We start from the raw sequence: 14322 nt of genomic DNA on the forward strand, positions 1-14322 counted from the left end.
TAACCTAAATAAGGCCTAATGCACGCTTTTGAAGATTGTATTTATAAATGCTAGCAAGATATTTCCCCTACCTATATGAGAATAGGCAAGGGAATAGCTACAAACTAGATGAAAGCGAACGCATCACCATAGATATTATCGATAACTGCACCGCGCTTAATGAAGTCTTCGCGCGCCACTTTAGCCATTTCAAAACGGCCAACAATATAGATATCGAACTCAGATAGGTCTTCAAACTCGTCTAAAACAGCTTGGTGTACATAACCATGTTTGCCTAACCAATCTTCCTCTGGTAGTTCAACTACTGGGTGGAAGTGGATATTATTATGCTCTTCTGACCAGCTTTTAGCTTGATCTTCAAAATAGAAGTGTGAGTACTCTTTAACGCCCCAGTATAGGTAAACAGGGTTTTCTAAGTTCGCCTCTACAATTTGCTCTAGAATTGATTTCACGTAAGAGAAACCTGTGCCGCCAGCCATTAAAATAATCGGGCGAGTAGACTCTTCACGCAAATAAGCAGCACCGTTGGCAATTTCAACTTCCACAGGCTCACCTGACTGCATTTTTTCAACCACTTGCATTGCATATTTATTATCGGGTGTTGCACCAATATGCAATTCAACCAACTCACTTGATGGTGTGTTAGCAATCGAAAAGTGACGTTTATCGCCCTCTCCCATGATCACTGATACATATTGTCCCGCTTTAAAAGAGACAGCTTTCGTAGGGGCTAAAAATATACGGTATAAAAACGCATTTAACTTCTCGATTGAAGCAACATTACAGGTAACTTGTGGCATTCTTTTCTCTTTTATTATTGGCTAACAATATCTAACGGTTCGATAGCTTGATTAAAATAGTATTATGACAAAATATCTAGGTCATTCCAAAGACCATCTATTTTTTCTTTAACGTCTTTATCCATGACAATAGGCTCGCCCCACTCTCGTGTGGTTTCACCCGGCCATTTGTTAGTAGCATCCAAGCCCATTTTTGAGCCTAACCCTGACACAGGAGAGGCAAAATCTAAGTAATCGATGGGTGTATTCTCTACCATAGTGGTGTCACGACTTGGATCCATACGTGTTGTTATCGCCCAGATCACATCATTCCAATCACGTACGTTGACATCATCATCACATACAATAATGAACTTGGTGTACATAAACTGACGCAGGAAGGACCAAATGCCCAACATCACACGTTTTGCATGTCCAGGGTAACTCTTCTTCATGGAGACCACCGCCATACGGTATGAGCAACCTTCTGGTGGTAAATAAAAGTCCACAATCTCAGGAAATTGCTTCTTAATGATCGGCACAAAGACCTCATTTAATGCTACGCCTAAAATAGCTGGTTCATCAGGTGGGCGACCAGTATAAGTACTGTGGTAAATAGGATCTTTTCGGGTAGTGACATGCGTCACTGTCATCACTTGGAAATCATCCACTTCATTGTAATAACCAGTATGATCTCCATAAGGACCTTCAGGTGCTTCTTCACCTGGCATTAAGTATCCTTCCAAGATAATTTCAGCAGTAGCTGGCACATCTAAATCATTGCTTAACCCCGTCGCGACTTTGGTTCTTGAACCACGTAAGAGACCAGCAAATGCATATTCAGATAAAGTATCTGGTACAGGTGTCACAGCCCCTAAAATAGTGGCAGGGTCAGCACCCAAGGCAACACTTACAGGGAATGGTTTGCCTGGATTTGCTTCCACCCATTCACGGTAATCAATGGCACCACCACGGTGCGATAACCAACGCATAATAATTTTATTTTTAGAGATTAATTGCTGACGGTAGATACCTAAATTTTGGCGTTTTTTATAAGGACCACGAGTAATAGTCAACCCCCAGGTGATCAGCGGTGCTACATCACCAGGCCAACACTTCATGATCGGCAGTTTAGTTAAATCAACATCATCACCTTCCATCACCACTTCCTGACAAGCTGGTGATTTAACGCGCTTAGTTGGCATATTCAGCACTTGTTTGAAGATCGGCAGTTTTTCCCACATTGCCTTCACACCTTTAGGTGGCTCAGGCTCTTTTAAGTAAGCTAACCATTCACCCACTTCACGTAGTTCACTGACCTTTTCTTTGCCCATGGCTAATGCAACACGTTCAGGTGTACCAAATAGATTGGTGAGTACCGGCGTATCATGCCCTTTTGGATTTTCAAATAATAAAGCAGGGCCCCCAGCACGCAAAGTACGATCGGAGATTTCAGTCATCTCTAAATTCGGATCGATCTCTTGGCTAATACGCTTTAATAACCCTTTTTCTTCTAGCTGATCTAAAAAATCACGTAAATCATCAAACTTCATTTTACCTACTTAACCTCGCTTCTAGAGAAGAGAAGCATCGTTATACCAATTAAACTAATGAACTGTTGTTTATACTAATTAACTGTAAAAATACAAATATAATTTACGCTGATAAAAGTACTTTAGTTCAGTTATTTAAGATAAAAAAAACGCTACCTAAGTAGCGTTGTTGTTTTATTTTATTATATAAAACTATTTAGCTTTCTGATTCTTCATTGCTTCAAAGAAATCATCATTTGTTTTACTTAAACCAAGCTTATCAATCATGAATTCTGTTGCGCCGATTTCACCCATTGGATGAACAATCTTACGTAAAATCCACATACGTTGTAATTCGTCAGCTTTAGTTAGCAATTCTTCACGACGCGTACCTGAGCGAGTAATATCAATCGCAGGGTAAACACGTTTTTCAGCGAGCTTACGGTTTAAGTGAATCTCAGAGTTACCCGTACCTTTAAATTCTTCATAGATAACTTCATCCATTTTAGAACCGGTATCGATAAGTGCTGTTGCTAGGATAGTTAAACTACCACCCTCTTCAACATTACGTGCAGCACCAAAGAAACGCTTAGGACGATGTAATGCGTTAGCGTCTACACCACCGGTTAATACTTTACCTGAACTTGGGATCACTGTGTTGTAAGCACGTGCCAAACGAGTAATAGAGTCCAGTAAGATGATTACATCTTTTTTGTGCTCAACTAAACGTTTTGCTTTTTCGATAACCATTTCTGCTACTTGAACGTGACGGTTAGCTGGCTCATCAAAGGTAGAGGCAACTACTTCACCGCGTACTAAACGACGCATTTCTGTTACTTCTTCCGGACGCTCATCGATTAATAGAACAATAAGTTCTGCTTCAGGGTGGTTAATTGAAATACTTTGCGCAATGTTTTGTAACAACATTGTTTTACCGGCTTTTGGTGGTGCAACGATTAGACCACGTTGACCTTTACCGATTGGAGAAACTAAATCAAGAATACGCGCTGTAATATCTTCTGTACTACCACTACCATTCTCTAAACGTAAACGCTCATCAGGATGAATTGGCGTTAAGTTTTCAAATAATATTTTATTACGAGAGTTTTCAGGTTTGTTGAAGTTTACTTGCATGATTTTTAATAATGCAAAGTAACGCTCGCCTTCTTTAGGCGGTCTGATTTTACCTTCTACACTATCACCCGTACGTAAATTAAAACGACGAATTTGACTAGGAGAAATGTAAATATCATCAGGACCAGCTAAATACGAACTGTCTGAACTACGCAAAAAGCCAAAACCATCTTGTAGAATCTCTAAAACACCAGCACCGAAAATATCAGCACCACTTTTAGCATGGGCTTTCAATATTGCGAAGATAATATCTTGTTTTCTTAGACGGGCTAAATTTTCAAGCCCCATGGTACTTCCAAGCTCAACAAGCTCAGATACGGGAGTATTTTTTAATTCGGTTAGATTCATAATTGTTTTTGATGTTTTTTAAATTTGGGATAAAGGGTAGATAACGTGTTTGGATAGCGTAAATTGTGAATTGCTCATAATTTGAGCGTAAAGGTAACATTAATATTTGAAGCTGTCCAGAATGAAGATGAAGTGTTCTGCACTTAACCTTCATTCTGATAAAGAATGATTAAACGTTAGCGTCTAAAAACTCAGTAAGTTGTGATTTTGAAAGTGCACCCACTTTAGTTGCTGCAACTTTACCATCTTTAAATAGTAATAAAGTTGGGATACCACGAATACCAAATTTTGGTGGTGTATCGCTGTTTTGGTCGATGTTTAGTTTACCAACAGTTACTTTACCTGCGTATTCAACAGCAACTTCACTTAAGATTGGTGCAATCATTTTACAAGGTCCACACCACTCTGCCCAGAAATCTACTAGCACAGGAGTAGATGCATTGATTACGTCTGCATCAAAAGTTGCATCACTTAAGGTTACGATATTTTCGCTCATTTTTCTCTCCAGAAAGGAATTTATTAATAGAAAGCTACTATAACATGCTCACCACTAAAATATATTTTTTGATATTTGAATCGATCTCAATATTTATTGCAAGTATAAACTGCTATGCTCTGCAAATGAATAAAACACACCTAACTCAAACAAAATTTTCAGACTTGCCTCTAGAGCCAAGTCTACTTTCAGGTTTAACCGCTAAAGGGTTCGAATACTGTACACCTATTCAAGCGCTGTCACTGCCAATTACCTTACAAGGTAAAGATATTGCAGGACAAGCTCAAACAGGTACCGGTAAAACCTTGGCGTTTCTACCTGCCGTATTCCATCACCTATTGGTTAACAAAGCACCTGAAAACCGCCGTAAGAACCAACCTAGGGCTATTATTTTAGCACCTACTCGAGAGCTTGCGATTCAGATCCATAAAGATGCCATGTCATTAGCTGACTCAACATCTTTGCGCCTTGGTTTAGCTTATGGGGGCGAGAAAGTTGAAATTCAACAGACCAAACTAGAAAAAGGCGTTGATATTTTAATTGGGACTTGTGGTCGTATTATAGATTTCGCAAAACAAGGCGTTATCAACCTAGAATCGATCCAAGCCGTTGTCCTAGATGAAGCCGATCGTATGTTCGATTTAGGCTTTATCAAAGATATTCGTTACCTATTCCGTCGCATGCCAGCGGCAGACCAACGACTTAATCTATTATTCTCAGCCACCTTATCTCATAAAGTGCAAGAGCTTGCTTTTGAACATATGAATAGCCCTGAACATGTGCAAATTGAACCTGAAGTAATGACTTCAGCCAATATCACAGAAGAACTTTTCTACCCATCAAACGAAGATAAGATGTTGTTATTACTTAGTTTAATGGAAGATGAATGGCCAGAAAAAGCAATTGTCTTTGCTAACACTAAACATGCTTGTGAAAAAGTGTGGGGTTACCTTGCCGGTGACGGTCATCGTGCTGGGTTATTAACTGGTGATGTGCCACAGAAGAAACGTGAACAAATCTTACAGCAATTTACTGAAGGTCAAATCGACATTTTAATTGCTACTGATGTTGCTGCACGTGGATTGCATATTCCAAAAGTGTCCCATGTATTCAATTTTGATCTACCTGATGACTGTGAAGATTACGTTCATCGCATCGGTCGAACAGGTCGAGCAGGCGAAAAAGGGTTAGCAATCAGTTTAGCTTGTGAAAAATATGTATTTAATTTGCCTTCTATTGAAGAATATATTAAACATACTATTCCAGTGAGCGAATACGACAAAGACTCCCTATTAGATTCTTTACCGGTTATGAAAGTCACTAAATATAAAGTACATTCTAATAACAACCGTAAAGATAACTATCATAGGTCACATAAAAGATAATATGACAGCAGCGCGTTACACCATTATTGATTTAGGCTCCAATAGCTTCCACATGCTTACTGTCAGTAAGCAAGGGAATGGTTTTAACGTTGTTTCAAAACATAAGCAAAAAGTACGCTTAGCTGCTGGTTTAAATGGCGACAAACAACTTGATCAAACAACAATGCAAAGGGGATGGGCTTGCCTAGAAAACTTTAGGTTGTTGTTAGACCAAATCCAACCTGTGACAGTACTTATCACCGCCACTGCAGCATTAAGAATTGCCGTTAATAATAAAGCGTTTATTGAAGTAGCTGAAAACATACTTGGTCATCCAATTAATCTAATCTCAGGTATTCAAGAAGCTAAAACCATCTTCAAAGGCGTTTCCTATACAGAGCAAACAGATAAGCGTCTGTTAGTGATCGATATTGGTGGTGCTAGTACTGAACTGGTTTTAGGGCAAGGCAATCAAGTACATGTAGCTAATAGTATGAATATTGGTTGCGTCACTTGGTTAAATCATTATTTTGCAGACCAACAACTCAGCGAATACAACTTCAACAATGCCATCAATGCCGCACGACAAGTCATCTCTACCGTTAAACCTCAATACAGTGAACATGATTGGGAACTCACCTTAGGTGCATCAGGTACTATTCAAGCCGTTAATGAAGTGAATCAAGCACAGCAACTCAGCGATTCACTATCCTTTGAGTTATTACAACAAATTAAACAACAGTGCATCGCCTGTAAAACCATGGAACAACTCAACATTGTCGGGTTAGAAGACTCTAGAGTACCTGTTTTTGCCAGTGGTTTAGCGATTCTTATCGCGCTCTTCGAATCTTTGAACATTCAACACATGCAACTGTCTAATGGTGCATTAAGGGAAGGTTTAATTAGCATGATGTTTAACGGTCAAAGCGAATTTAATTAATTCAGGCAACACCTTTTCAATACCAAACAAACCAGAAATTAACCGCTGTAATAGTTAAGGGTATGAAGATGAAAAAAATAAAAATAACCGCTTTATTAACACTTATCATGCTAATCAGTGCATGTAGCAGCTATAGCGTTGACACCACTCGCACTACCTTTTATCAAGATCAACTAACCACCACAGGTAGTATTTATATCGCTACAGCTGAAGGCCTACCTAACAACTCATTAGAGCTCGCTAGTTATAAGCAAAAAATAGCAAATAAACTCAATACGGTAGGCTACCGTGTTATTTCTGACATCACTCAAGCCGACTACATTGCCACCATTGATTATGGCATTAATGAAGGTAATACCTATATTGTAACCATTCCTGATACTCGCCCACGCTCTAGGTTAATACACCGCGGAAAGTTCGCTCGAATCCAGCACAGAGATCGCCATAAAAAGATTAATAGCCCAACCAGTAATATTGTCACGACTTATAACCGTGTATTAGCATTAGATATCACCAGTGCACAAGACAATAGCAAAGTATATGAATCTCAAGTCACCAGTATTGGTGAGTGTGAAATCATGGCAGGTGTATTTGAACAGTTATTAGAGGCGATGTTTACTGACTTTCCAGGAGAAAATGGAAAAATAAGAAAAGCCAGCATCCCTTATCAAGGTGAATGTAATGAGTAATTATCACCACTAACACTGCCTATCCGGCTTACAAAAATAAGCGCTTTAACTTAATTGCTATCTCAAACAGCTAGTTAATCTTGTACAAGCTTAATAGCGCTTTTCCTACCTAATGATACCCAGATTACGACAATAGTATAAATGTTCGAATTAATATTTATAACGAAAGTAATATTTTCTTTAATGAAAAGTTAATTATTTAACCTTTTCAATCAAATTAATAATACAATACGACTAAAAACAAGCTATTTAATTGATAATAAAGCCTTATAAATATTATCCCTCTAATAATACAAGCCTAACCCCCAATATCTAATCAATCAAAAATATGATCAAACCAACCAAATAACGCTCGATTTAAATCAAAATGCGAGCGAACGCTCAAAATAAATCTATTTTTGTAGTAAAAATGTTAATGATAAGTATCTTTGTGCACATTAAAACACAGAGCGTTAATCATTAAATAACGAAAGGAATACAAAATGAGTAAACAACATTCATTAATGGGGCAGTGTGTCGCTGAATTTATTGGCACCGCAATATTAATCTTTTTTGGTGTTGGGTGTGTAGCAGCATTAGTATTAGCTGGCGCAAACTTTGGCCAATGGGAAATTAGTATCATGTGGGGCATGGGCGTAGCTATCGCCATTTATTGTACTGCAGGTGTTTCTGGGGCACACATTAATCCAGCTGTTACCATTGCACTTGCGTTATTTCATGGGTTTAACAAAGAAAAAGTATTACCGTATATTATATCCCAGTTACTTGGTGCATTTTGCTCCGCAGCCTTAGTATACGCACTATATAGCAACTTATTTAGTGATTATGAGATTGCGCATAACTTTGTAAGAAGTAGCCAAGAAGCCTTATCGACGGCGGGTATTTTCTCTACTTACCCACACCCGTCCATTTCTTTAGTAACAGCATTTTTTGTTGAGTTTGTCATTACAACAGTACTTATGTTCGCAATCTTAGCATTAGGAGATGAAAATAATGGCGCACCGCGAGGCCCACTAAACCCAGTGTTAATCGGTGTATTAATTGCAGTTATTGGTGGCTCTCTAGGTCCACTAACTGGCTTTGCCATGAACCCTGCTCGTGACTTTGGCCCTAAATTATTTGCTTACATAGCAGGTTGGGATTTTGCATTAACAGGCGCAAGAAGATCCCATATTTCATCGTACCGATTATTGCGCCTATCTTAGGAGCTTGTTTTGGTGCCTGGGTTTACCCGAAAGTGATTTCACCATACCTGCCAGAAGAAGGCTTTGGCTGCACAATTCCAAATGAGTGTGATTAAAAAATACAAACATGTTGTTTACAGTAACGACAGTTGTCCAGATTAAATAGTAAAAGGAAAAATATAATGACAGATAAAAAATATATCGTAGCGTTAGACCAAGGCACAACCAGCTCTCGAGCAGTGATCCTTGACCATGATGCAAATATCATTAGTGTTTCTCAACGAGAATTTACACAAATTTATCCACATTCTGGCTGGGTAGAGCATGATCCAATGGAGATTTATGCAACACAAAGTTCAGTATTAACAGAGTGTTTAGCGAAAGCGAGCATTCGTAGTGATCAAGTGGCAGGTATCGGTATTACTAACCAACGTGAAACCACTATTGTTTGGAATAAAGAGACAGGTAAACCGGTTTATAACGCGATTGTTTGGCAGTGTCGCCGTACAGCTAGCATTTGTGAAGAGCTTAAAGAGCGTGATGGTTTAGAAGACTACGTGCGTGAAAATACAGGTTTAATGCTAGACCCCTACTTTTCAGGCACTAAAGTAAAATGGATCTTAGATAACGTCGAAGGTGCACGCGAAGATGCTGAAGCAGGTAAATTACTATTTGGTACGGTGGATACTTGGTTAATCTGGAAAATGACACAAGGTCGCGTACATGTAACTGATTACACCAATGCTTCTCGTACCATGTTATTTAATATCAATAAATTACAGTGGGATGAAAAACTACTTGCTGAATTAGGCATTCCTGCTTCTATGATGGCGGAAGTAAAAGCTCTTCTGAAGTTTACGGTAAAACTAATATTGGTGGAACAGGCGGCACACGTATTCCAATTGCAGGTATTGCAGGTGATCAACAAGCTGCATTATACGGTCATATGTGTGTAGAAAAAGGACAAGCTAAAAACACCTACGGTACAGGCTGTTTCCTATTAATGAACACTGGTAAGGAGAAAATCACTTCTACACATGGTCTTCTAACAACGCTAGCTTGTGGTCCAAAAGGTGAAGCCACTTACGCATTAGAAGGCGCTGTATTCATGGGTGGTGCTTCTATCCAATGGTTACGCGACGAGATGAAAATACTCTCAGATGCAAAAGATTCTGAGTATTTTGCTACTAAAGTTGGTTCATCAAACGGCGTTTATGTTGTTCCAGCCTTTACTGGTTTAGGCGCACCTTATTGGAACCCTTATGCACGTGGTACTATTGTTGGTTTAACACGAGGCACCAATTCGAATCACATTATTCGCGCGACATTAGAGAGTATTGCTTATCAAACTCGTGATGTACTTGATGCAATGCAAGCAGATGCTGAAATGGAACTAGCCTCTCTTCGTGTAGATGGTGGTGCTGTAGCGAATAATTTCTTAATGCAATTCCAATCGGATGTGCTTAACACAACAGTACAACGCCCTGCGGTTACTGAAGTAACAGCGCTAGGTGCGGCCTATTTAGCAGGTATTGCTGTAGGTTACTGGAGTAGTTTAGATGAGCTACAAAACAAAGCCGTTATTGAGCACTCTTTTGAACCCGTTGCAGTACAAGAGAAACGCCAGCAACGCTATAATGGTTGGAAGCGCGCAGTAAAATGTGCCACGGTATGGGCTGACCTTCATAATGAAGATAACGAAGATACACCTTAACCAACTCATTGATTAAATCCAATTAAAGAGCGCCTTGAGCGCTCTTTTGTTATCTATATTGTAAAATTCCTATCTATTTGTCTCTCATTCGAACGTAAAACGCGCATTACACTTGCTATTCCTAATCCCCACACAGTAAACTGTTTTTAATAAATTTTGCCATGGGCGCAGGAGAGAGGTTCAATGAAACAGACAACAAGACACCAAGAGATCGTTAACTTAGTACAGAAAAATGGCTATGTCAGTACTGAAAGTCTTGTTGAGCATTTCAATGTTAGCCCTCAAACTATCCGTAGAGATCTCAATGAATTAGCCGATGAAAATAAAATTCGTAGACACCATGGCGGAGCAACAACTCAACAAAGTTCAGTGAATAGCTCATACCATGATCGTAAATCTCGTCAGTCAGATGTTAAAGATGCCATTGCCCAAGCATTAGTAAAATACATTCCCAATGGTGCGACCCTATTTATTGATATCGGTACCACGCCGGAATACATCGCTAAAGAGTTGGTTAAAAACCATAAAGGATTACGCATTGTTACTAATAATATCAATGTCGCGAGCATTTTAATGACTAACGATGACTTTAAAGTCATTCTAGCCGGTGGTGAAGTTCGTAACAGAGATGGTGGTATTGTTGGTGAAGCGACTTTAGACTTTATCAAACAATTCCGTTTAGACTTTGGCATTATCGGTATCAGCGGAATCGATTATGATGGTTCACTATTAGACTTTGATTATCATGAGGTACGTGTAAAACAAGCGATTATCGAAAATAGCCGTAGCGTATTCCTTGCTGTTGACCATACCAAATTTGGTCGTAATGCCATGGTTAACTCTAGGTAATATCAGTGAGTTAGATATGTTAATCACAGACTTAACACCACCTAATGAGATCGTTAGCATCTTAAAAGAGCATAACATTCCATTAGAAGTAATTAATAACCAAACCACTGAGCAAGCTGAATAATAATAAGCCTTTTTTAAAGCATCCAATATATTACCCTCTCTTAATGCAGATAAAACCACAGTGTTTTTATCTGCATTAACAAGTACTTACCTTCTCTATCGTGACTTATCTACAGGCCTAACTCCCTATTACATAAAGTATGAATAACCATCTCCTGTTCAGGGTTTTCTTGCACAGGAACATCATAAGTCTTTGCTGTGTTGGTTATGTCACACTGTAAACGGCTTAATTTATCTTTTAAGGTTAATGAGTTTTGGTTGCCATTATAAAATAACTTAGCTAACCATAAGGTAAACTCATTCTCGCTCGGCTCACCTAAATAGATATGTTGCATCAGTGAGCCACTACCAAACATACTGGACGGTTTTGAGGTTTTTATAGTAGAAGATGGAAAGATAAATCTCCCCTGCTGATCAGTAACAGTTTGATCTAAATGTCGACCATCATAATATAGCTCTCTATAGACTGTTTTCCCTACTAGCGCTTTACCATCATCTAATAATTGCCCCTGTACCGGCGGTGATAATAAAAAGGTTTCTCGGTTAAAAAAACCAAAGATATCCGCACTCACAGAGCGACTAAAAACAAACAATAAAATGATAATAACAATGATTAAACTCAGTTTAATTAAAGCCATGTTACTTCCCGATTAAGTGAAAAGTGCAAGCAATAAAAATGCCGCTTAATGCGGCATTTTTAAAACGTTTAAAAAGATGAAATGGTTATTCAACAAAACTTCCAAATCAAGAACGCCAATGCAAATCCAACTAAATGAGATCATGCCTAACCAAGTTAGTCCTTGTAAGAACTTACCATGTTTAATACTAGGCTCAGATCTTACCAATCTAAAGTTAAGCCACGCAAACACAGGCGTAGTAATGAAAGCTAAGGTCATCGCAAAGGTTAACATAGGTGCTAACGCTGATTTGAAGAACAATACAATCGTCATACCTGCTAAGGATTGTATGATTAACCAGATATTTAAACTGTGTTTAGACTGTTTAAAACCTAATAGCTTATGTGATTCATTCAAGGTACGTGAATAACCATCTAACACTGTGATTGTAGTACCAAATAAACATAAGAAAGCAATCATAGAGACTAAAGGACGAGACCATTCACCAATGGTTAATGCGTACATATCAATTAAATGCTGTGCAAAAGCAACCCCACCCAATACCGTACCACTGGTTTGCCCATACTGTACCAAGACACCTAACCCAAAGAACACTAACGCCAGTACAGCTGTTAACCAGTAACCAAGATTAAAGTCTAATAATCCCTGTTTTTTAGTAATTACCTGTTGTTTTTGTTTTGCTTTTAACCAAAGAGAGCTTAATGCAGAAACTTCAATAGGTGCTGGCATCCACCCCATCAATGCCACCATAAAACCTAACATAGCTAGTTTATAAGGTGATGGACCTTCGTAGTCTGCAGGTGTCATAGGACCATTATTAAAGGCAACAATAAAAGCGGCTACCGTAGTAATAGTTAATATAACCATGATCACTTTAGCCACATTATCTAAGGCTTTAAAATGACCAAATAATAGGATCATTAAACACACGCCCAGTATCAACCAACATAATAGAGTCACCGATACATTAACTGGCAACGCATAATGTAGCAAGCTTGCTGTTAATAATAGTACGCCCGCCGTACTCACCACAGCAGCAAGAACATTTAATGCCGCAAAACAGTAGAAATACCAAGGACCTTTGCCTTTATAGCCTTCGATCAAGTTATTACCCGTCGCTAATGTATATTCAACACCAAAACGGAAAAAAGGATATTTTAGAACGTTAACCGCAACCACTAACCACAGCAGTTGCCAACCAAAAATAGCACCTGCTTGGGTAGATGCAACAAGGTGCGAACCGCCAATAGAAGCGGTTGCCATTAATATTCCGGGACCAAACGCATTTAAGCGCGATTTTAAACTTGATACGGCTTCATTCATTTATTTATAACTCGAGTTAGGATATTTTTGTGGTCGGTTAACATACATAATTAATGGTTAATAAAAAGCAAAAAGAGTGACTTTCAGAGGATTAATAGAATTTTAACAGCCAAATCACTATTTCTGTAAAAAAATCAATAAATCGCAGGTTAAAAATATTAATAAAAGTTGGGTTTTAACAGATAGGCTTATCTTTCAACAGATCGGATTCACCAATAATAATAGAGGCTTGATACCAGTTTTGAATGGTGAAGTTTTTCCCCTCTAGTTGATTCAATATCAGCTTACTGATCTGTTTACCAACGCCATGTGTATCGTAATCAAGTGTGGTGATTGAGGGTTTAGTGTATTGGCTATGCTCGTAGTTACCATAACCCGCAATCGCAATATCCACTCCAGGTTGGTAACCTAAATTTTCACACGCTACCATCGCCCCTAAAGCCATCGCATCATCAGCACATAAAATACAGCTTGGAGGTTGTGTTAAGGCCATTAATTGCTTGGTCATCTCAATAGCATCACGCTCCGTTAACTCTCCATGTAATAAATAACCTTGTTCAACTGTTAATGAAGCTTCTTGCATCGCTTTTAAATATCCCAATTGGCGAGCGGTAGCTAAAGTCAGTTGATCTGGACCATTAAGGAAAGCAATACGCTGATGCCCTGCATTAATTTGACGTTGTGTTAATTGATAAAAAGCATCTTGATTATCCACATCTACAAATCGTTCATCTTGATAACCAGATTCATAACCTAAACAAACATAGGGGAAGTGATGAACATTTAATAACGTAATGCGAGGATCATTGTGTCGAGTTCTCACGATAAACAGCCCATCCACCAAACCACTGGTGATAAAATCAAAATAGACTTTTTGCTCATCTTGCGTGTCAGAGATTGTTGTCACTATCAGTTGATACCCCTGTGTGATTAAAAACTCAGAAGCACTCGCTAATACCTTAGAAAAAGCAGATGAAACAAACATACGCGCATTAGCAGGTAAGATAATACCAATGTTTTTAGAGCGCCCTGAAGCTAATCGCTGCGCCGTAGGGTTGGCTCTATAACCGAGTATTTTAGCCGCTTCCAACACTTTTAAGCGTGTATCAGCGTTAACATCACTATATCCATTTAACGCTCTAGATACAGTTGATTTTGAGAGTCCTAAGTAATCGGCTAATTGTTTAATAGACATCTGATTATGCTCAC

The 14322-nt window shown here is 38.7% G+C and carries 9 protein-coding genes and 4 pseudogenes; 6 read left to right on the forward strand and 7 right to left on the reverse strand.

Translation table 11 applies throughout. The annotated features are described in order from the left end of the window. Nucleotides 1–104: 104 nt before the first annotated feature. The 4 genes from fre to trxA all read right to left on the reverse strand — a co-directional run bounded on the left by fre (nucleotide 105) and on the right by trxA (nucleotide 4289). Nucleotides 105–800 (reverse strand): NAD(P)H-flavin reductase, encoded by a 696-nt coding sequence (gene fre, locus ACLKL2_RS11540; RefSeq protein WP_113818770.1) that lies wholly within the window; start codon nucleotides 798–800, stop codon nucleotides 105–107. 62 nt (nucleotides 801–862) lie between these two features. Further along, on the reverse strand, nucleotides 863–2332 hold the full coding sequence (gene ubiD, locus ACLKL2_RS11545; RefSeq protein ID WP_113818769.1) for a 4-hydroxy-3-polyprenylbenzoate decarboxylase: 1470 nt from the start codon (nucleotides 2330–2332) through the stop codon (nucleotides 863–865). 192 nt (nucleotides 2333–2524) lie between these two features. Continuing rightward, nucleotides 2525–3793 carry a transcription termination factor Rho gene (gene rho / locus ACLKL2_RS11550; protein ID WP_113818768.1) on the reverse strand — a complete coding sequence of 423 codons (1269 nt, stop codon included), beginning with the start codon at nucleotides 3791–3793 and terminating at the stop codon, nucleotides 2525–2527. A gap of 169 nt (nucleotides 3794–3962) precedes the next feature. After that, nucleotides 3963–4289, reverse strand: coding sequence for a thioredoxin TrxA (trxA, locus tag ACLKL2_RS11555; RefSeq protein WP_113818767.1), 327 nt, complete (start codon nucleotides 4287–4289; stop codon nucleotides 3963–3965). A 125-nt stretch (nucleotides 4290–4414) separates the two neighbouring features. On the opposite strand from trxA, the gene rhlB reads away from it, so the two are divergent. The 6 genes and pseudogenes from rhlB to ACLKL2_RS11585 all read left to right on the forward strand — a co-directional run bounded on the left by rhlB (nucleotide 4415) and on the right by ACLKL2_RS11585 (nucleotide 11153). Beyond that, nucleotides 4415–5674 (forward strand): ATP-dependent RNA helicase RhlB, encoded by a 1260-nt coding sequence (gene rhlB, locus ACLKL2_RS11560; protein WP_413691782.1) that lies wholly within the window; start codon nucleotides 4415–4417, stop codon nucleotides 5672–5674. Nucleotide 5675: 1 nt separating this feature from the next. After that, entirely contained in the window at nucleotides 5676–6593 is a 918-nt protein-coding gene (locus ACLKL2_RS11565; RefSeq protein WP_413691783.1) for a guanosine pentaphosphatase, read from the forward strand. 68 nt (nucleotides 6594–6661) lie between these two features. Continuing rightward, a complete protein-coding gene (locus ACLKL2_RS11570) occupies nucleotides 6662–7282 on the forward strand; it encodes a DUF4136 domain-containing protein (protein WP_413691784.1) in 621 nt (206 codons plus the stop codon). 482 nt (nucleotides 7283–7764) lie between these two features. Further along, a pseudogene (locus tag ACLKL2_RS11575) lies at nucleotides 7765–8582 on the forward strand (MIP/aquaporin family protein). 66 nt (nucleotides 8583–8648) lie between these two features. Continuing rightward, nucleotides 8649–10180 (forward strand): annotated as a pseudogene (gene glpK / locus ACLKL2_RS11580) (glycerol kinase GlpK). A gap of 183 nt (nucleotides 10181–10363) precedes the next feature. Further along, nucleotides 10364–11153: pseudogene (locus tag ACLKL2_RS11585) on the forward strand (DeoR/GlpR family transcriptional regulator). 109 nt (nucleotides 11154–11262) lie between these two features. Here the strand turns inward: ACLKL2_RS11585 and ACLKL2_RS11590 are convergent. From ACLKL2_RS11590 to ACLKL2_RS11600, 3 genes and pseudogenes are all read right to left on the reverse strand, one after another. Then, nucleotides 11263–11790: a DUF6795 domain-containing protein gene (locus tag ACLKL2_RS11590; protein WP_413691785.1), complete on the reverse strand. Its 528-nt coding sequence runs from the start codon at nucleotides 11788–11790 to the stop codon at nucleotides 11263–11265. Between the two features lie 89 nt (nucleotides 11791–11879). Further along, nucleotides 11880–13053, reverse strand: a pseudogene (locus ACLKL2_RS11595) (NRAMP family divalent metal transporter). Nucleotides 13054–13288: 235 nt separating this feature from the next. Then, nucleotides 13289–14308 carry a LacI family DNA-binding transcriptional regulator gene (locus ACLKL2_RS11600; RefSeq protein WP_113818366.1) on the reverse strand — a complete coding sequence of 340 codons (1020 nt, stop codon included), beginning with the start codon at nucleotides 14306–14308 and terminating at the stop codon, nucleotides 13289–13291. Between the last annotated feature and the right edge of the window lie 14 nt (nucleotides 14309–14322).

The organism is Psychromonas sp. KJ10-2, from assembly GCF_047323255.1.
GTDB lineage: Bacteria > Pseudomonadota > Gammaproteobacteria > Enterobacterales > Psychromonadaceae > Psychromonas.

What these genes read in the sequence shown, in the direction of transcription:
- fre (WP_113818770.1), bottom strand. Translation starts at nt 800, where the DNA reads ATGCCACAAGTTACCTGTAATGTTGCTTCAATCGAGAAGTTAAATGCG.
- rhlB (WP_413691782.1), top strand. Translation starts at nt 4,415, where the DNA reads ATGAATAAAACACACCTAACTCAAACAAAATTTTCAGACTTGCCTCTA.
- rho (WP_113818768.1), bottom strand. Translation starts at nt 3,793, where the DNA reads ATGAATCTAACCGAATTAAAAAATACTCCCGTATCTGAGCTTGTTGAG.
- trxA (WP_113818767.1), bottom strand. Translation starts at nt 4,289, where the DNA reads ATGAGCGAAAATATCGTAACCTTAAGTGATGCAACTTTTGATGCAGAC.
- ubiD (WP_113818769.1), bottom strand. Translation starts at nt 2,332, where the DNA reads ATGAAGTTTGATGATTTACGTGATTTTTTAGATCAGCTAGAAGAAAAA.
- ACLKL2_RS11600 (WP_113818366.1), bottom strand. Translation starts at nt 14,308, where the DNA reads ATGTCTATTAAACAATTAGCCGATTACTTAGGACTCTCAAAATCAACT.
- ACLKL2_RS11570 (WP_413691784.1), top strand. Translation starts at nt 6,662, where the DNA reads ATGAAAAAAATAAAAATAACCGCTTTATTAACACTTATCATGCTAATC.
- ACLKL2_RS11590 (WP_413691785.1), bottom strand. Translation starts at nt 11,790, where the DNA reads ATGGCTTTAATTAAACTGAGTTTAATCATTGTTATTATCATTTTATTG.
- ACLKL2_RS11565 (WP_413691783.1), top strand. Translation starts at nt 5,676, where the DNA reads ATGACAGCAGCGCGTTACACCATTATTGATTTAGGCTCCAATAGCTTC.